This is a genomic window from Thalassotalea euphylliae (assembly GCF_042682785.1).
GTDB lineage: Bacteria > Pseudomonadota > Gammaproteobacteria > Enterobacterales > Alteromonadaceae > Thalassotalea_F > Thalassotalea_F euphylliae.
On record NZ_JBHUIB010000012.1, the window covers coordinates 305,068 to 323,204 of the forward strand.

Annotated in this window: 14 protein-coding genes; 10 read left to right on the forward strand and 4 right to left on the reverse strand. The window is 42.5% G+C overall.

Translation table 11 applies throughout. From position 1 onward, the window contains the following. Positions 1–4: 4 nt before the first annotated feature. Positions 5–835 carry a CvfB family protein gene (locus tag ACFSJY_RS15875; protein ID WP_386036442.1) on the reverse strand — a complete coding sequence of 277 codons (831 nt, stop codon included), beginning with the start codon at positions 833–835 and terminating at the stop codon, positions 5–7. A gap of 62 nt (positions 836–897) precedes the next feature. After that, positions 898–1,341 (reverse strand): tellurite resistance TerB family protein, encoded by a 444-nt coding sequence (locus ACFSJY_RS15880; RefSeq protein ID WP_386036445.1) that lies wholly within the window; start codon positions 1,339–1,341, stop codon positions 898–900. 252 nt (positions 1,342–1,593) lie between these two features. Between ACFSJY_RS15880 and nagX the strand changes: the two genes are divergently transcribed. The 6 genes from nagX to ACFSJY_RS15910 all read left to right on the forward strand — a co-directional run bounded on the left by nagX (position 1,594) and on the right by ACFSJY_RS15910 (position 9,405). Beyond that, positions 1,594–2,733 carry a transmembrane glucosamine N-acetyltransferase NagX gene (nagX, locus tag ACFSJY_RS15885; protein ID WP_386036448.1) on the forward strand — a complete coding sequence of 380 codons (1,140 nt, stop codon included), beginning with the start codon at positions 1,594–1,596 and terminating at the stop codon, positions 2,731–2,733. Positions 2,734–2,996: 263 nt separating this feature from the next. Further along, positions 2,997–4,190, forward strand: a complete 1,194-nt coding sequence (locus ACFSJY_RS15890; RefSeq protein WP_386036451.1) for an efflux RND transporter periplasmic adaptor subunit — start codon at positions 2,997–2,999, stop codon at positions 4,188–4,190. Between the two features lie 10 nt (positions 4,191–4,200). Continuing rightward, entirely contained in the window at positions 4,201–7,374 is a 3,174-nt protein-coding gene (locus ACFSJY_RS15895) for an efflux RND transporter permease subunit (protein WP_386036454.1), read from the forward strand. Positions 7,375–7,502: 128 nt separating this feature from the next. Further along, entirely contained in the window at positions 7,503–8,000 is a 498-nt protein-coding gene (locus ACFSJY_RS15900) for a hypothetical protein (protein ID WP_386036457.1), read from the forward strand. Further along, positions 7,990–8,439, forward strand: coding sequence for a hypothetical protein (locus tag ACFSJY_RS15905; RefSeq protein WP_386036460.1), 450 nt, complete (start codon positions 7,990–7,992; stop codon positions 8,437–8,439). The genes ACFSJY_RS15900 and ACFSJY_RS15905 overlap by 11 nt, the downstream gene beginning before the upstream one ends. Positions 8,440–8,448: 9 nt before the next feature. Further along, on the forward strand, positions 8,449–9,405 hold the full coding sequence (locus tag ACFSJY_RS15910) for a hypothetical protein (RefSeq protein WP_386036463.1): 957 nt from the start codon (positions 8,449–8,451) through the stop codon (positions 9,403–9,405). A 55-nt stretch (positions 9,406–9,460) separates the two neighbouring features. Here the strand turns inward: ACFSJY_RS15910 and ACFSJY_RS15915 are convergent, their stop codons facing one another. Next, entirely contained in the window at positions 9,461–10,300 is an 840-nt protein-coding gene (locus ACFSJY_RS15915; protein WP_386036466.1) for an isopenicillin N synthase family dioxygenase, read from the reverse strand. 121 nt (positions 10,301–10,421) lie between these two features. On the opposite strand from ACFSJY_RS15915, the gene ACFSJY_RS15920 reads away from it, so the two are divergent. The 4 genes from ACFSJY_RS15920 (at position 10,422) to mrcB (ending at position 16,837) form a co-directional block, all read left to right on the forward strand. Beyond that, the gene (locus tag ACFSJY_RS15920) at positions 10,422–10,760 is read left to right on the forward strand and encodes a hypothetical protein (protein WP_386036469.1); all 339 of its coding nucleotides are present in this window, start codon (positions 10,422–10,424) and stop codon (positions 10,758–10,760) included. 48 nt (positions 10,761–10,808) lie between these two features. After that, a complete protein-coding gene (locus tag ACFSJY_RS15925; protein ID WP_386036472.1) occupies positions 10,809–13,367 on the forward strand; it encodes a sensor domain-containing phosphodiesterase in 2,559 nt (852 codons plus the stop codon). Positions 13,368–13,459: 92 nt separating this feature from the next. Continuing rightward, on the forward strand, positions 13,460–14,515 hold the full coding sequence (locus tag ACFSJY_RS15930) for a CNNM domain-containing protein (RefSeq protein ID WP_386036475.1): 1,056 nt from the start codon (positions 13,460–13,462) through the stop codon (positions 14,513–14,515). A gap of 57 nt (positions 14,516–14,572) precedes the next feature. After that, entirely contained in the window at positions 14,573–16,837 is a 2,265-nt protein-coding gene (gene mrcB / locus ACFSJY_RS15935; RefSeq protein WP_386036478.1) for a penicillin-binding protein 1B, read from the forward strand. A 19-nt stretch (positions 16,838–16,856) separates the two neighbouring features. On the opposite strand, the gene hemL is transcribed toward mrcB, so the two are convergent. After that, entirely contained in the window at positions 16,857–18,137 is a 1,281-nt protein-coding gene (gene hemL / locus ACFSJY_RS15940; RefSeq protein ID WP_386036481.1) for a glutamate-1-semialdehyde 2,1-aminomutase, read from the reverse strand.

Here is an 18,137-nt window from a genome sequence, read left to right on the forward strand (position 1 = left end):
AAGCTTACTTGAGCCGAACACCGTTTGGCTCAATCACAACTTTACCTTGCTTCATTAGGTGTCCAATCGTTTGCTTGAATGCTTTCTTACTGACACCGAAGACTTCGCTTATCTCGTCTGGTGACGATTTATCGTGTAGCGGGCAATAGCCCTTATTGTTTGCCAAATAGTCCAAAAGTATTTGGCTGAAGTCGTTAACTTTACCTTTACCGCTGCGCGCCAACTGTAAATCAATACGACCATCTTCACGCATCTTTTTGATGTAGCCCTTCATTTTCTGGCCAGTGCGCAACTGTTGGTGGACTTCAGTTTTATATATTAATCCCCAATGCTTATTGTTAACTATGGCTTTAAAGCCTAAGTCAGTTCGGCTACCTATGGTGAGCGAAACTTCTTCGCCATTTTTGTAGTCTGCTGGCCAGACATCCAGATACTTGTCTAACTTGCTCGAGGCGACTAATCGTTCTGTCCGCTGATCAACATAAATATAGACAAGGTAGCGCTTACCCACTTCCATGGCTTTATGCTGATTGTTGTGTGGAACCAACAAGTCTTTTGGAAGTCCCCAATTAAGGAAAGCACCGAGTTTATTGGTAGCCACACATTCTAATGACACAAACTCGCCTGCTTGCCCATAGGGCTTTTCAGTAGTAGCAACAAGGCGGTCAAGTGAATCTACATAGAGAAACACATCGACTAACGTTTCTGGTTGAAGGTCTGGAGATGTGTAGCGGTTTGGCAAAAGAATTTCGCCTAATTCATCGCCGTCCAAATATGCACCATTTGCACTTAACGCAATTACAGGAAGGGTATTAAATTTGCCAATATCAGCCATAGCGGGTCTTTTGAAAGGTAAAGTGCCGCTATTTTACCTAAGCTAGCGTGTCATTACACCTGCTATTGTAAGGCAAGGTCTTTTGCTTTGATGTATTCGGCCTGACGCAAATGTAGTAGATCGCCAATTTTGCGGATCACATGTTGTTCAATAGCGGCAACTTCACCATCTGCTTTCGCTAATTGCCATAGCAAACTGACCATTTCAATTTTTTGCTCGGGTGAATATTGCTGATTTAAGATAGACGTGAACCGATAAAAGTCAGTCGCGTTTTCACTCAATGCTATGGCATGTTCCATAATGTCGTCGACTTCTAATGGCGTTAGAGAAAACGCAGACATTAATAACGTCGCCATGGTTTGTTGTTCATCGTCCGTAATCATTCCATCCGCTTTCATCACTTCGACCAACAATACAGATACAGCCATGTCTATTGTAAGTTCAGCTTCTGGAACTTGGTCGGCTTGCTCAAATTGTTGAAAAAAAGCTTTTATTTTACTGATCATGATGCGACTTCTTATTGGCAGATAAAAGATTGAACTAATGACATTACATTAAAATAGTAACCGAGAGGCGAATAGGATCAATAGTCACTCAGTGAAACATTGTTTCAGCATGTTATCACTCAATGGTTGTTAATTGTTTTGTAAGTAATATACTATGGATAAATAAATGACAGCGTTGTCATGTGTCTAACAACTTTTCGTAAAAATACGATGCTGTGTGAAAGCTACGACAACAGGTGCTTGTAAAATCTGATGACCAATAAAGAAATAAAACCCGCCACGCCCAAGAAACGCCTGTTATCTGTGGATGCTCTACGTGGCTTTGATATGTTTTGGATTATGGGGGCTGAAAAGCTGTTTATCGCATTGTTTTTCATCACCGGTTGGTCGATGTTTAGCACGCTTGATGGGCAGATGAAGCACGCCTCTTGGCATGGCTTTACTGCATACGACCTTATTTTTCCTCTATTTATCTTTCTATCTGGTGTCAGTATTGGATTAGCAGCAAAATCAATAAACACTTATGACCCTCCAAAACGAAAAGCACTTTATAAGCATGCGTATACAAGACTTGGCCTGCTTTTACTGCTAGGCATTGTTTATAACCATGGTTGGGGAACAGGTATACCAGCAGCCCCTGAACAGATACGTTATGCGAGCGTTTTAGGGAGAATTGGTATAGCGTGGTTTGTGGCCATTATGTTGGTTTGGCACTGCAGTGTTCGAACACAGTGGCTAACGTCTATCTCATTGCTTGTGGGTTATTGGTTGGTACTTCGATTTATTACAATAGGCCAATATGGTGGCGGCGACTATAGCGCAGAATTTGCATTAAACGTGTGGTTTGATCAAACACTTTTACCTGGCATTACCTACCGCGATGCCCCGATGGATCCCGAGGGGATTTTGTCTAACATACCTTCGATTGTAAATGCGATGGCGGGCGTATTTATTGGGCGACTAATAAAACAGCTTCAACTGTTTCCTACCAAATTGATTGGTCTGCTAGTTGTGGCAGGATCATTATGTCTCGCTGTAGGGGTAGCGTGGGGACAGATATTTCCCATTAACAAAAGTTTGTGGACGTCCAGTTTTGCATTAGTCACCATTGGCCTAAGTGTCTTGATACTTGCTCTTTTTTATTGGCTTATCGATGTACTTGAGTGGAAACGTTTAGCAACTTGGTTTGCCGTTATCGGCATGAACTCAATTGTTATTTACATCAGTACCAGCATTTTTGATTGGCAGTTTTTGTCAAAAAGTTTGTTTGGTGGCATCGCCACTTTGTTCGGTGAAGGTGGCGCAATGTTACTAATTGTGTCTGGGACTCTACTTTTACAGTGGCTATTTTTATATTGGTTATATAAACGAAATATTTTTATAAAAGTTTAAATGTTGGTTTATTTAACTAACGTATTCTTTGAACGTTCACATTTTCACCAATAAAACGCTACCTAAGGGTAGCGTTTTATTTTCTTAAGTTTATGTAAAGTAAGAAAAAATTTTTTATTACTTATTATTTCAATGATCTGCACAGAATCGGCGCGCAATTTGTAATAGACGTTTACAACTTATACAAAGCTAATAACAGATATTTCGTTAACATTTACATATGTAAGTATTTTGTTGCAAGTATCGCAAGTGAGGGCAGAGCGGTGACACGGAAAAAGCAAATCATAGTACCCATTGTAGTTTTACTACTAGGCATTCTTACCTTCGTTGGTCTGGCAAGCATGAAGAAACCACCAGAAGAAAAACCTGCAGTAGATAACACTCCCATCGTAGCAGTTGAACCAGTCAACGTTGATGCAATGCATCTAACCGTGGGTTCATACGGCATTGTTAAACCTAAATATGAAACTGAGCTTATCGCACAAGTAAATGGTCAAATTGTTGAGTTAAATGACGCATTTGTTCGTGGTGGTTTTGTTTCTCAGGGCCAACTGTTAGCGCGTATCGACCCTAATGATTACGAAGCAGCCTTGATTGATGCGGAAGCTAATTTAGCGTCTGCATTGGCGTCATTAGAAACTGAACGTGCACAAGGTAAAGTGGCTGAACGAGAGTGGAAACGCATTCATGATGCTTCACCTACTGAGCTTTCGCTACGTAAGCCTCAGCTTGCACAAGAGCTAGCGAGAGTGAAAGCGGCGGAAGCTTCGGTATTGCGTGCTAAGCGAAACCTAGAACGCACCGAAATTCGCGCACCTTATGATGCCATGATTGAGTCTCGTGAAATTGGTTTGGGCTCATATGTTGGCGTCGGTCGAAATGTCGGTAAGTTACTTGCAACTGACATTGCAGAAGTTCGCCTGCCAGTTGCTGACAATCAACTAGAATTTTTAGAAAACCACGGTGAGCAATCAAATGTTGTACTAAACGGCGTGTTTGCTGGCAAGGAAATGCGTTGGAACGCAAAAATTGTGCGTAGCGAAGGTGTTGTAGATAACAAGAGTCGCATGAGTTATTTAGTCGCTCAAATTGAAGATCCGTATGCATTGTCAGATAAAAATAAAGAACCGTTGCGTTTTGGCTCTTATGTAAATGCTGAAATTTTTGGTGTTACGTTAGCGCAAGCGACAACTGTTCCGCGTTACTTAGTTGAAAATTCACGCGTTGCTATTTTAGATGAAGAGTCTAAGTTGCGTTACGTAGACGTTGATATTGTCCGCCAGGATGGTGCCAATGTGATTATCTCTGGTGGTTTACATCAGGGCGATCGCATTATTGTGTCTGCATTAGATTACCCAATTGACGGAATGGCGTTAGCACTTGAAAGTGACACAAATCTTGAGCAGCAAGAAAATGAAGATGTTACTAATACACAAGTCGCCAGTGTAAGCGAGTAAGGAGCGGCTCATGAGTAACTATACGCAAGCTCAAATAGACGATACCCATAAAGGCTTAATTGCATGGTTTGCACGCAATCCGGTTGCTGCAAACTTACTAATGGCATTCATCTTAATTGGTGGTTTATTGACTGCAAGTACCATCAGTAAGCAGATGTTCCCGCAAATTCAGATTAACTGGTTAGAATTCAATGCGTCTTATCCTGGTGCCGCTCCACAGGAGGTTGAGGAAGGCATTACGATCAAAATTGAAGAAGCGCTAGAAACCGTTCAAGGATTAGATCGTGTTATCACCTATTCGAACAGAAACAATTCTCGCGGTTGGTTTAGAGTCAATGAGGGGTATGACCCACAAGTGGTTCTTGAAGAAGTTAAATCGCAAATAGATTCTATTTCTTCTTTTCCTGAAGGTATGGAACGACCTGTTGTAGAACGTATCAAATATCGCCAAGAGGTGATGTATATCAGCCTATATGGTGATCTATCGTTCAAAGAGCTCAAAGCATTGGGTAAGAAAATTCACGATGAGATTCAGCAACAACCACTGATCAATATCTCAGAATTCTACGGTGGGCTAGGTTACGAGATTTCAATTGAAGTGTCTAAAGATCGCTTACGTGAATACGGCTTGAGCTTCCGTGATGTGGCTAACGCCGTGCGTAACTACTCGCGCAATATGTCAGCAGGACAAATTCGTGCAGAGAATGGCTATATCAACCTACGAGTGGAAAATCAGGCGTATCGTGGTCATGAATTTGAACAAATTCCAGTCATTACGTTAGAAGATGGCACCAAAATTTTGTTGGGTGATATCGCGACAATTGATGATGGTTTTCAAGAAGGCCTTCAATACTCAAAATTCAATGGCAAAAACTCAGTGACTTTCTTCGTGGGTGCTGCTGGTGATCAAAGTATTACTAGTGTTGCCAAAGTAATGAATGACTTTGTTGAGAAAAAGCAAAAGGAATTACCGCAGGGGGTGCAATTAGAGACATGGGTAGACTTAACGTACTACCTAGAAGGTCGCTTGGACATGATGTTAGACAACATGAAAAGCGGCGCTATCTTGGTGTTCTTAATGCTAGCAATGTTCTTGCGTATACGCCTAGCGTTCTGGGTAATGATGGGGTTACCGGTATGTTTCTTAGGTACTTTACTTGTCATGCCAATAGAGTTTGTGGATGTCACTATTAACATCATGAGCTTATTCGCCTTTATTCTTGTGCTTGGTATTGTGGTGGACGATGCCATCGTGATGGGGGAAAGTGCTCACGCGGAAATTGAAGACAAAGGACATTCAGCAGAAAGTGTTATTCGTGGTGTGAAGCGTGTCGCCATGCCTGCAACTTTCGGTGTATTGACGACAATTGCAGCCTTTGTGCCTTTAGTCTTGGGCGACGGTCCAGAATCTGCTTTTGGTAAATCTATCGGTTTTGTGGTTATTTTCTGTTTACTGTTCTCACTCGTCGAGTCAAAGCTGATTCTACCTGCGCATTTAATCAGCATGAAGGTCAAGCCGGATAACCCCAAAAATCCGTTATATCGCATACGTGGTGCAATTGACCGCGGCATGAAGCGCACCATTGATAACGTGTACCGTCCAGCGTTAACTAAACTATTGAAATATCGTTACGGCGTAATGATGTTCTTCATCAGTATTTTATTGGTAAGCGCAGGTTTATATGCGGGTGGCGTAGTCCGTTTTATTGGCCAACCGAAAGTACCGCATGATTTCCCACGCATTACTATTGATATGAATACCGATGCAGCTGAGAAAGCGACTCTTTCGACAGTGTTAACGGTAGAGAGAATCCTGAAGCAAGTCGATAAAGATATCGAAAATGAATTTGGTCAGCCGATGATTGCTGATATGCAGGTTGATCTTCGTGGCCGCACGAGTGCCCGTATTATGGTTAAACTTGTTGAACCAGAAAATCGTGCAATGAATACGTTTGAACTTGCGGATAGATGGCGTAATGCTATTCCACAATTACCAGGGGTTAAGCAATTCACTATTGACGACAACTTATTTGGTGGTGGCCGTGAAGATGGTGATATTAGCTTTAGATTGGAAAGCCAAAGTGATGAACAATTACTTGCCGCGGCTCGAGAACTGAAAGCAAAACTTAACAGCTTAAAAGGTGTAGGAGATGTCAATGATAGCCGTCAAACCAGTGCTAAGGAAGTACAGTTCACGTTAAAACCTTTGGCATATAGCATGGGATTAACGCTATCTGATGTAGCGTCTCAAGTTGGTTTTAGTTTCTACGGCTTAGAAGCGCAGCGTATTTTGCGCGATGCTGAAGAAGTGAAAGTCATGGTTCGTTACCCACTTGAACAACGCAGTGCTGTAGGTCATGTAGAAGACGTAATGATTCAGGCACCAAATGGGGCTGAGTTGCCACTGTCTGAACTTGCAGACATTAGCCTAGTTGACGGTGTTACTAGTATTCGTCGAGAAAATGGTAACCGTACCATTAATGTGTGGGCGAGTGTTGATGCAGCGCAAGTAGAGCCGTTTGAGGTAACAAAGGAAATCCGAGACAACTATATCCCTGACTTGCTGCGCAAGTATCCACAAGTACGAAGTGAAGTGTCAGGACGTATCCAAGAAGAAATGGAAAGCGCGAGCAAACAGATGAGAGACTTTATTTTGTCACTGATGGTGATATACACCCTGTTAGCTGTGCCGTTGAAGTCATATTCACAACCATTGATGATTATGACCGTTATCCCGTTCGGTATTGTTGGTGCGACAGTAGGGCATATGTTGCTAGGTATGGACCTTAACGCTTTATCCATGTTTGGTATTATCGCGGCGGCAGGTGTAGTTATTAATGACTCGCTCGTCATGGTGGATTATGTAAATAACTCGCGTAAAGAAGGCATGGCACTGAAAGACGCCGTAATTTACTCAGGGTGTCGCCGTTTCCGTGCAATCATGCTAACGTCAATCACCACGTTTATCGGTTTAGTACCGATTTTGTTAGAAACCAGTATGCAGGCGAAAATGGTTATCCCTATGGCGGTATCATTGGCGTTTGGTGTGTTGTTTGCGACAGTGGTAACGCTTGTAATGATCCCTTCTCTTTACCTTGTTATCGAAGACATTCGTGGCTTATTTAAGCGTAAGAAAAGTGAAGATGTATCAAAAGGTGTTGAGGCAACACCAGCTAATACCTAAATATGAAAACAAGCAGTTGAAAAAAAAGGGGAATCGATGATTCCCCTTTTTGTTTGCGTGGAGATAACTTTTGGTGGTAAAACAGTGGTATTGCAGGGTGATTTACCTCGCTCAAATTCAGGTAGTACATGGTAGTTTCAAGTTTTACACAACAGCGCATAAGTGCAGACGACTTTGATGCCTTTAAAAGGGGGAAGCAAAGTGGTTTTGATGCCGCTTATCGAGCATATGCCAGCCATGTCTATTCACTGTGTGTCCATTTGATTTGTGATGAATCAACCGGCAAATTTATTGTCCGGCGTTTGTTTGAGGAAATGCTTTTTTCTCGTCATAAGTTTTCAACGCCAAAGCACCTAGGCGCTTGGCTAGAAGAAGCGGCGAAAATAGCGTGTCAATCTTATGTAACAGCGCTTGGTTCGGAACTGCAAACATCTGGCGATAAGAATGCGACGCCTCTGAATGATTTACCCTCAGGACAACGTGCCATGGTTTACAGTCATGCACTGCAAAATTTAAAGCAACAGGCGCAAACCAAATCATTGGACGATATAATTTCCATTAGCCCGCCAATAGGAAAGCCTAACAAGGGTTTCTTTGATTGGCTAAGGCGGTGGTATGGCCGTTGATTTGAACGAACAATTAGCGTGGCGCTTATCCAATGAGGAGTCTCTGAGGCTACTTGACGCGCCAGATCTAGCCGAGGATATTTGGCACAAGTATCAACTTAAACAAGTGTCAAAATTAATGTTGATGTTGTGCGTATTAGTTGTAGTAGGGATGAGCTTTTGGTTGAGGACTGCGCCCAATGCAGAACTCGCTATGCCCGATTACATTGCTAACAGCCATGAATATGAGCGAGAGCTAGCGAAGTTTAAAAGCACTGAACTGACTGATGCACAGCAAGCTATTGTCGCGAACTGGTATCATGAATTGTCAGTTATCGATCAAACGATAGAGCGTGGTAAAGGCAACTTATATAACGAGAAGTTGTGGCAACGCAGAACTAACATATTAAAAATTATGGTCGAGTTTTATACTCAGCCACTAGATCTTTACGAGATTTAAGGACCGTTAATGAAGTATTGGCTTTATGTATTGTGTCTGAGTTGCTTGCCTGCGTACGCTGGTGAGCTTAAGTCATCACAATCGAAAGAAATTGCGGAACAATTAGTACGCACCATTAATGAAAAAATTGCTGAAATTACGGCTCTAGAGCTGGCGGAAGGGGTGCCGATTAAAGATATCGAGATAAACCTCTCACAAGCAAAAAGGTTTGATACAGGGCGTTTTGGTGCCATTTTGGATGCAAACGTTACAGGGCGAGTGGTGAGTGTCACGCCGCGCAGTCAGGCTTATGAATTGGGTTTGCAAAGTGGCGATATCATCAAAAAAATTAATGATAAAGCATTCTCTGAAGCGGCAAAAACAGGTTTTAAAGAACTACAGTATCTTAAACGGGATACATCGGTTGTCATGAAAGTCGACAGACTAGGAGATGTCATCACGTTATCAGCTACCCTTAAAGCGCGCTATATTCCACAATGGCAACTCAATAGCACAGAGTGGATTGATGATGTCACTGATAATATCCAATTTGCCCACATACCATACTGGGATCAGGACTTGAACTCTCCGATATTTTCGAGTGCTCAAGAGCGGTTAGCATCAAGCAGTAATTTCGATAACGATTGTGGACAAATTATCGTTGTAAATAGTGTTTCAATAGCCCCACCAAGATACAGCGGTTTAAAAACGACGACGGTTATTAAGTCATTGAATGATCAACCTTGGATAAAAGACGGCAGCCGGACACGTGTAAGTGTTGGTAAGCACCAGTTAAGAATTGGTAATAAATATGACTTACCTAAAGAGTTTAAGGATTACACGGTTAACGTGAGAGCAAATACCAACTACTACATCGCTTATACACGAAATCAGAGCTGGGTTGATGACAGTGGCAAAGCACTTGAGTTAGGTAAATATACCGGCCCCGTTATTTGGAAGACGACTCAGCAGTCATGTGAAAAATGATAAAGAAAAAGCCAACATAAAGTTGGCTTTTTGATTTTAGTGCTTTAGCGATGAACTATTTTACACCCAATTCTTTCAAACGCTCGTCTAAGTATGTGCGTTGAGTGTGTCGTTCAGACAAGCGAACTTCATCTCTAGGATGTAAGAAAAGCGGTAGTGAAATACGAGACTTGGTCGAGCCTTTACCTGTTGGGTTGATGACACGGTGGCTGGTTGACGGAAAGTAACCACCACTCGCTTCTTGCAGCATATCACCAATATTAATGATTAAACTACCGAAGTCACATGGTACGTCGGACCAAGTGCCATCTTTCAATTTAACTTGAAGGCCCGGCTCATTCGCTGCGGGTAAAATAGTCAGCAAGTTTATGTCTTCATGCGCTGCAGCGCGGATTGCTCCTGGCTCTTCATCACCAGTCAGCGGCGGATAATGCAGTACACGTAGCAGCGTATTTGGCGTATCTTTTATCATATTTGAAAGGGGCTCATAGTACTTAGCAGCGACATCTGCAGGGCTGTGCTGCTCTACCCAGTCCAGTAATTCTGCAGCCAAATCGGACGCTAACTTGTAATACGCCATAATTTCATCTTTGAGTGACGCTGGAATACGTCCCCACGGATAAATATGGTAGTACTCTTTAATGTCTTTTTTCGTGTGACCTTTTGCTGTCTCAGATATCTCTGGCGCAAAATAACCATCTTGCGTACTTGGGTCATAAGCGAGTTCATGCTTTTCTTCGCCATTAAAGAAAGCTTGCCAGTTTTGGTAAATTGACTCGACAATGTCTTGCTTGATAGGGTGGTTAATCAAAACACCGAAGCCCGTTTCACGTAAACTCTTTACGAATTTTTCTGGCGCGTCGTCCGCACGATAATCAACTACCTGAACTTTCATATTGCTCCCCCGAGCCCTGTAGCAGTAAATACAAATAATAATACAGAAAGTATATTAGCATAAACCTAACCAATTGGTCAGCTATTTATAATGCTAACACCTAATGATTTCTCTCGCTATAATGACCGAAGATATTCCGAAAGTTTTACTTAGCATGAAGACAGAAGTATTGAGTGTAATTGCAGCGGTTTCGCTGCTTGTAGGGTGTGCATCTAATGAAAATGCATGTGAAGACGTGACGCTTGCGGCGGAACAGGTTCAGCAATGTCAGCTCTTACAAAAACAAATTGCACAGAAAAAGGATAATCCTATTTTACGGACAGAATTAGAGCGTCGATACGAAGAAGATTGTATCAATGTGCGTTTCTATCGCGATGACAAAACCTCAGCGATTTGTGGCAATAAAGAAAAGATTGACCAGATTGAGGAAGCGTTAGAAAAAGAAACTAAGAAAAAGTAATAAGCCTAAATCCTACTGATATATCAGGTAGTACGGGATGATCGAGTAATGAATGACGCTTCAAAGCACGACAATAACAAGACGTTAGATCTGTCTGCCGCAGAAGACTTTGCCTCGTTACTCGATTCATATTACAAATTACAAGATAGATACACTGCTCTTTTTAAGCTTAATCAGCTGTCTCAAGACTGTACCGAATTAGACGTCTTTTTCTATCAAGTCCATCACATCATTAAGTCCTTAATGGTGGCTGAAAACTTCTATATCGTGATGTACGATCGTACGTTGTCTACACTGGAATTTGTTTATCATGTCGATGAGCAAGATGAAACACCGCAAGGGGCTATCGACTACCAAGAGTTTCGAGGTTCTTTAACTCACCACGTCATCAAGACAAAAGAAGCATTACTAGCAACGCCTACCCTAATAGAATCCTTAGTTAAAGAGGGGATATTGGATTATGTAGGTGCGGCTGGCATGGATTGGTTGGGTGTACCTTTGATGCATGAAGGTTTTGTCATTGGCGTCATGGCAGTACAGAGCTACTCGGAAAACACTCGCTATTTAGAACAAGATAAAGAATTATTGCAGTTTGCTGCACAACATATCGTGTCTGCATTGTTGCGTTTACAAGATCATGAACGACTGCAAAATGCAGTGGCCTCTAGAACGTCTGAACTAATGCAACAAATTAGAGAGCGTGAAAAAGCGGAGTTGTTGCAAGAATCATTGTTTCGTATTTCTGAGTTAACAAACAAAACCAATATTGATATTGAGCGCTTCTACGGCCAAGTTCACAATATAATCGGGCAATTGATTAATGCCGAAAACTTCTTTATTGCTAAATATGATAAAGACAGTGATACGGTAAATTTTGTTTACTACGTTGACCAAAATTCAGATAACTCGGCAAAAGATTTTGTACCGCAAAAATCAGCGGATTTATATACCGCCTTAGTGATTCGAAGAGCCGAAACTTGCCTACTCAGTTATGAAGATATGTATGAGTTATATCGGCAAGGTGAAACCAAGAAGCCACAGAAAAAAACTAATTACTGGCTTGGTGTGCCCCTTATTCATGAACAAGACGTCATTGGTGTATTAGTCGTTCAGAGTTATTCCTCGTCCGTTAAATTCAACGAGCAAGATGCTGAGCTGCTAAATTTTGTTTCTCATCATGTAACGACGGCAATAAAACGTCGAGAACTTGCTGATCATGAGCGTCACTCACATGAACTCCTTGAACAACAGGTTAAGCAGCGAACCATTGCGCTAGAAGAAGAGATTCGTCAGCGTCGACAAGTCGAAGAGATGCTAAAACACAGTGCATCACATGATTCATTGACAGGTCTACCTAATAGACGTGTCTTTTTGGAGTTGTTAGATCATGCTATCGCTTGTGTCAAACGTAAACCAAGTTGCGAATTCGCTGTGCTGTTCTTGGATCTAGACCGATTTAAAGTGGTCAACGATAGTTTAGGTCACCATGCGGGTGATGTACTCCTCAAAATAGTTGCTAAGGAACTTAAAGCGATTGTTCGAGAGAAAGACACTGTCGCGCGCTTGGGCGGGGACGAGTTTGTTGTTCTGATTGAAGATTTAGATGGAAGAAGTGAAGTTTACGACATTGCGAGTCGCATTACTGAATCGCTCGCGCAACCGTTTACAATAGAGAATCAGCCCGTTTTTATCGGTACGAGTATCGGATTGCTATTTAGTGATGTCAGATATGATAACGCTGAAACTATGCTTCGAGACGCAGATACGGCGATGTATCATGCGAAAGACAGCGGTAAAGGTCGCTATGAAGTATTTGATGCCAGTATGCATCAAAAGATTCAAGATGAGCTTTCTATGGAAGCAGACTTACGAATTGGTATTAATAATCAAGAGTTTGTGCCATTTTTCCAGCCAATAATTCGTCTTCATGACCAAGCTATTGTTGGTTTTGAGGCGTTAGCAAGGTGGCAGAGTAGTATGCGCGGTTTTGTTATGCCAGGAGAGTTCATCTCACTAGCGGAAGAGACTGGTCTTGTCACAGACATTGATATGCAAATACTAAGACGTGCTTGCAGGCAACTGAAACGTTGGCAAGAGATGGGCAAATCTCAGCATCACTATGTCAGCTGTAATTTATTCGGAAATCATTTTTATAACCCAACGCTGCCAGACGAAATTTCCCGTATCTTAGATGAAGAAGGTATTGATGCTAAATGCTTACGGGTAGAATTGACCGAGCGTGTACTGCTTGAAGAGAACCCATTAGTGTTGGCAAATATGCAAGCGTTGAGACAGCTTGGTATAAAAATCCTGCTCGATGATTTCGGTACGGGTTATTCAAGCTTGAGTTACTTGCACCGACTACCGCTTGATGTTTTAAAAATAGATCGTTCATTTGTGAGTGACGCACACTTGAAAGCAAGCAACCGCGCCATTATTAAAACAGTAGTAGATCTCGCGACTAATTTGCAGATGGCGACGGTCAGCGAAGGTATTGAATCGAAAGAAGAAGCTAACTTGTTAGCAAACATGGGCTGTGTGTATGGTCAAGGCTATTATTTCGCCAAACCATTGCCTGCAGCGGAAATGACACAATTACTGGATTAAACTTAAGATATAATTCGTACACTTTGACGCTATTAATCAACAGTTTGATTCGTTATATTGTTTAACTTAATCAAGACACTATAAACCACTAAATGACTCTATTATTTGTCTACCTTGCAATTGCCATTGGCGTATCTTTTCTGTGTTCAATTTTGGAAGCCGTATTATTGTCAGTCACACCAAGCTATGTGGCTAACATAAATAAAGAAAAACCTCGTGGCGGCAAAGTGCTTGCGAAAGTCAAAGACAACCTGGACCAATCAATTTCCAGCATCCTTATTCTGAATACTTTTGCCCATACCATGGGAGCGGCAGGTGTAGGTGCACAAGCTATTCGAGTATTTGGCGAGCAAAAAGAAACGTTAATCGCGTTTTTATTGACCTTAGCAATTTTATATTTTTCAGAAATTATTCCAAAAACATTAGGTGCAACCTTTTGGCGACAATTAGCCATTCCATCGGCTTATATGATCAGCTTTTTAGTGAAGCTGGTTTACCCGCTAGTGTGGTTATCGTCACAGCTAACTCAGTTGTTCAGCAAAGGTAAAAACGATGTCATTAGCCGTGAAGAAGTATTGGCTATGGCTGCAATGAGTCACAAAGACGGCGCCATTGTTGGGCAAGAAAACCAGCTTGTTGAAAATATTTTGCAATTACGAGAAGCAAGAGCTGAAGACATTTTAACACCACGCAGCGTTGTGCACGCATTACCAGAAGACATGACGGTCACAGAAGCGTTAAGTGAAGAAAAAACTGCAAATTTCACGCGTATTCCGGTATATAAAGACTCCATTGACCACATTTCGGGTTTTATTTTGAAGGCTCACTTATACGAGCATGAGCGACAAGGACTAGGCGACAGACCTGTCAAAGAGGTGGCAAGTCCTATTTATCGGATATCGGAAAATTTACCGGTCCTCAACCTATTGGATGTATTTATCAAACGCCATGAGCATATCTTTCTAGTGGAAGATCAATTTGGTCAAACCGAAGGTATCGTGACGTTAGAAGACTGTATTGAAACATTCCTTGGCCGTGAGATTGTCGACGAGAGTGACCAAGTAGAAGATATGCAATTGCTGGCGAAAGAGAATTACCGTCACCGTCTGAAAGCAAAGCTTGGTCGTAATCAGACTAAGTCGCAGTAAATGGCGTCGCGCACACCTAAAAAAAATACAAAAAAACAGTCTGAATCAGCTCCTGTGATGAAAAAGTCATGGGGGCGTTGGCTATCTATCACCTTCTTAAAACTGTCGTTAGCAGCCATAGCCTTTCTGACTGTTTATGTCATTTATCTCGATGCCAAGGTGCGAGATAAATTCGAAGGTGAACGTTGGCAAATTCCGTTGCAGGTCTTCAGCAAGCAGCACGATATCAGCGTTGGTGATTCGCTGAACTTAAATTTACTGGCTGATGTACTTAAAAGTGTTGGTTATCAAAAAGTACAAAAAGTATGGCGACCGAAACAATTTGCGTTGTCTGCTACTCGCATCATTTTATTCAGAAGAGCATTTGATACGTCGACAGAAAATATGCCCGCGGCCTCGCTCACCATTGATGTCCAAAACGGAAAAGTTACTCGCCTTTACCAAGATGATATTGCTGTCCAACAGGTAACGATAGAGCCACAATCTATTGCCAGAATTCTCCCTGAAAATAAAGAAGACCGCTTGTTGGTGGGCCTTGAAGCAGTGCCTGAGTCGCTTTTAGACACCTTGCTTCTGGTTGAGGATCGTGACTTTTATTTTCACAAAGGTGTTTCCCCACACGGTATTTTGCGCGCTTTATATACTAATCTCTCGGCGGGAAGAACGGTTCAAGGAGGAAGCACGCTCACTCAACAGTTAGTCAAAAATATGTACCTAACTCGCGAGAAAACTCTCGTGCGCAAACTAAACGAAGCGATTATGGCGTTGTTACTAGAGTTTAGGTACAGCAAAGATCAGCTGCTTGAAGCGTACATAAATGAAGTTTATCTAGGCCAACACTACGCCAATGGGGTTTATGGCTTTGGTTTGGCCGCTGAGTTTTATTTTGGCCAAAATATTAATCAGCTAACACCTGCGCAAATGGCGTTGCTTGTTGGGGTAATCAAAGGCCCCAGTCTTTATGACCCATGGCGTAAACCAGAAAACGCCAAAAAGCGCAGAGACCTAGTGCTTCGATTGATGTTCGAGCATCAACTGCTCGGTCGTCATCAATATGAGTTGGCTGTCAACAGCACCTTGGGCGTCAGAACTAAGCGACGGCTGGCTAAACATCAGTTTTACAGTTACGTGCAATTAGTGAAACAGGAGCTTTCGCCGTTACTTGAAACGTTGCCGCAAAGTGAAGGGCTCAAAGTTTACACCGGGTTTTCATTACTCACCCAACAGCAATTGCAAATAACGGCTGAAAAGACATTAAAGGAACTTGAAGTCACGTATAAGCAATCAGCGTTACAAGCCGCTGTGATTGTTACTGACTTGAACACCGGTGAAGTTAGTGCCCTCCTTGGTGATAGAAACCATAGCAACAATGGTTTTAACCGCGCATTAAATGCGAAGCGTCAAATAGGGTCTCTGATCAAACCTGCAGTCTATTTGCCAGCCTTAGAGCGCTATCAACAATTCACATTAGCAACAGTTATTGAAGACAAGCCAATTAATATGCAGGCAGACAATGGCAGTACCTGGCAACCGAAAAACTACAGCGGTAAATTTAAAGGACAGGTACCTCTGATTGACGGGTTGGTAGAGTCGCTAAATATTCCTACGGTAAATCTGGGGATGACTGTTGGTTTGGACAACGTGAACCAAGCATTGCAAATGCTTGGTTATCAAGAGAACGTGACCTTGCGCCCCTCGATGTTGTTGGGAGCGGTAACGATGTCACCATATGATATCAATCAGCTTTATGTGCCTATTGCGAACTATGGCTATTACATGCCGACACACGCGATTACTCGAATTACTTCTCATACTGGCGAAACATTATGGCAGTTCGACAGTAACCCTGAGCCTCGTATATCGCAGCAAACTGCATTTTTGCTGAATTATGCATTGACCGAAGCCGCTCAGCGAGGCACGGCTAAGTCTCTCAGTTGGCGACTTAAAGGTGCTAATGTCGCTGGCAAAACAGGTACCACCAATGATGAACGAGATAGTTGGTTTGTCGGTTACGATCAACAGACGCTTGTCACCACTTGGATTGGCAATGATGACAATAAACCGACCAACTTAACGGGAAGCAGCGGTGCATTAGTGCTTTACGCCAATTTAATGAAGTCATTAGGGGTTAAAAACTTAGACTGGTCTCAACCAGATGCAATAGCAATTACATCGTTTGAGACCCAAACAGGAAATGCAGTTCGGCAGACATGTCAAAGTATGGCTAAATACCCAGCCGTCACTATAGATCTTACATTATCAGATTGTATGGAAAAAATAGAAGACAAGCGCTCATGGCTTGAGCGCTTGTTTGGTGACTAGTTTGAGCTAGTAAAGGTCACTATAACTTTGCGAAGCAGCGCTCTGCCGCTGCAATAGTTGCTTCAATTTCTTTGTCAGAGTGAGCTGTAGACAAGAAACTCGCTTCAAACGCTGATGGTGCTAGATATACACCTTCATCCAACATCAAGTGGAAGAACTTTTTGAAGCGCTCGCCATCACAAGCTGTTGCTTGTGCATAACTTGTAATGTGTTCTTCTTCTGTAAAGAAGAAGCCAAACATAGCGCCAACATAGTTAATAGAGAGCGGAACGCCACATTTGTCTGCCGCTGCTTTGAACCCTTTTGCGAGTTTTTCAGTATTCGCTGCTAGGGCAGTGTGTTTGTCTTCGCTGGACAGTTCATTCAACGCGGCTAAGCCAGCAGCCATTGCTATTGGATTGCCTGACAGTGTGCCTGCCTGATAAACAGGGCCAACAGGCGCAATATAATCCATAATGGCTTTCTTACCGCCAAACGCGCCTACTGGCATACCGCCACCAATCACTTTACCAAGTGTGGTTAGGTCTGGGGTGATGTTGTAATGCGCTTGTGCGCCACCAAGTGATACGCGGAAGCCTGTCATGACTTCGTCAAAAATTAAAACGCTGCCAAACTCGTCACAAACCGCGCGCAAACCTTCAAGGAATCCCTCAACGGGTGGAATGCAATTCATATTACCGGCAACAGGCTCAACAATAATACAGGCAATTTGGTCGCCTACTTCTGCGAATACTTGCTTCACTTCATCAATATTATTGAAGCTAACGGTTAACGTGTGTTGTGCAAAATCCTCAGGAATACCTGGAGAATTCGGAACGCCCATAGTCAGCGCACCAGAACCTGCTTTCACCAGTAAACTGTCTGCGTGGCCGTGATAACAGCCTTCAAATTTAAGAATTTTATCTCGGCCAGTGTAACCGCGCGCTAGGCGAATTGCGCTCATGGTTGCTTCTGTACCAGAGCTCACCATACGCAGTGACTCCATTGAAGGTACAAGCTCACGCACTTTTTCTGCCATAGTGATTTCTAGTGCCGTTGGAGCACCAAAACTTAACCCATTTTCAACCGCTTGTAGTACAGCGTTTTTTATCGCAGGGTTGTTGTGACCCAATATCATGGGTCCCCAAGAGCCTACGTAGTCAATGTATTGCTTATCATCAGCATCGAAAATGTATGCGCCTTCGGCACGTTCGATAAAACATGGTGTGCCACCAACGCCATTAAATGCGCGAACAGGTGAGTTAACACCACCAGGAATAATTGATTTTGCCTGTTCAAATAACTGTTCAGAATTGTGCAT

Coding starts and splice junctions, on each gene's coding strand:
- ACFSJY_RS15880 (WP_386036445.1), bottom strand. CDS start 1,341: ATGATCAGTAAAATAAAAGCTTTTTTTCAACAATTTGAGCAAGCCGAC.
- ACFSJY_RS15900 (WP_386036457.1), top strand. CDS start 7,503: ATGGTAGTTTCAAGTTTTACACAACAGCGCATAAGTGCAGACGACTTT.
- ACFSJY_RS15895 (WP_386036454.1), top strand. CDS start 4,201: ATGAGTAACTATACGCAAGCTCAAATAGACGATACCCATAAAGGCTTA.
- ACFSJY_RS15905 (WP_386036460.1), top strand. CDS start 7,990: ATGGCCGTTGATTTGAACGAACAATTAGCGTGGCGCTTATCCAATGAG.
- ACFSJY_RS15875 (WP_386036442.1), bottom strand. CDS start 835: ATGGCTGATATTGGCAAATTTAATACCCTTCCTGTAATTGCGTTAAGT.
- ACFSJY_RS15925 (WP_386036472.1), top strand. CDS start 10,809: ATGAATGACGCTTCAAAGCACGACAATAACAAGACGTTAGATCTGTCT.
- ACFSJY_RS15930 (WP_386036475.1), top strand. CDS start 13,460: ATGACTCTATTATTTGTCTACCTTGCAATTGCCATTGGCGTATCTTTT.
- hemL (WP_386036481.1), bottom strand. CDS start 18,137: ATGCACAATTCTGAACAGTTATTTGAACAGGCAAAATCAATTATTCCT.
- ACFSJY_RS15910 (WP_386036463.1), top strand. CDS start 8,449: ATGAAGTATTGGCTTTATGTATTGTGTCTGAGTTGCTTGCCTGCGTAC.
- ACFSJY_RS15920 (WP_386036469.1), top strand. CDS start 10,422: ATGACCGAAGATATTCCGAAAGTTTTACTTAGCATGAAGACAGAAGTA.
- ACFSJY_RS15915 (WP_386036466.1), bottom strand. CDS start 10,300: ATGAAAGTTCAGGTAGTTGATTATCGTGCGGACGACGCGCCAGAAAAA.
- mrcB (WP_386036478.1), top strand. CDS start 14,573: ATGAAAAAGTCATGGGGGCGTTGGCTATCTATCACCTTCTTAAAACTG.
- nagX (WP_386036448.1), top strand. CDS start 1,594: ATGACCAATAAAGAAATAAAACCCGCCACGCCCAAGAAACGCCTGTTA.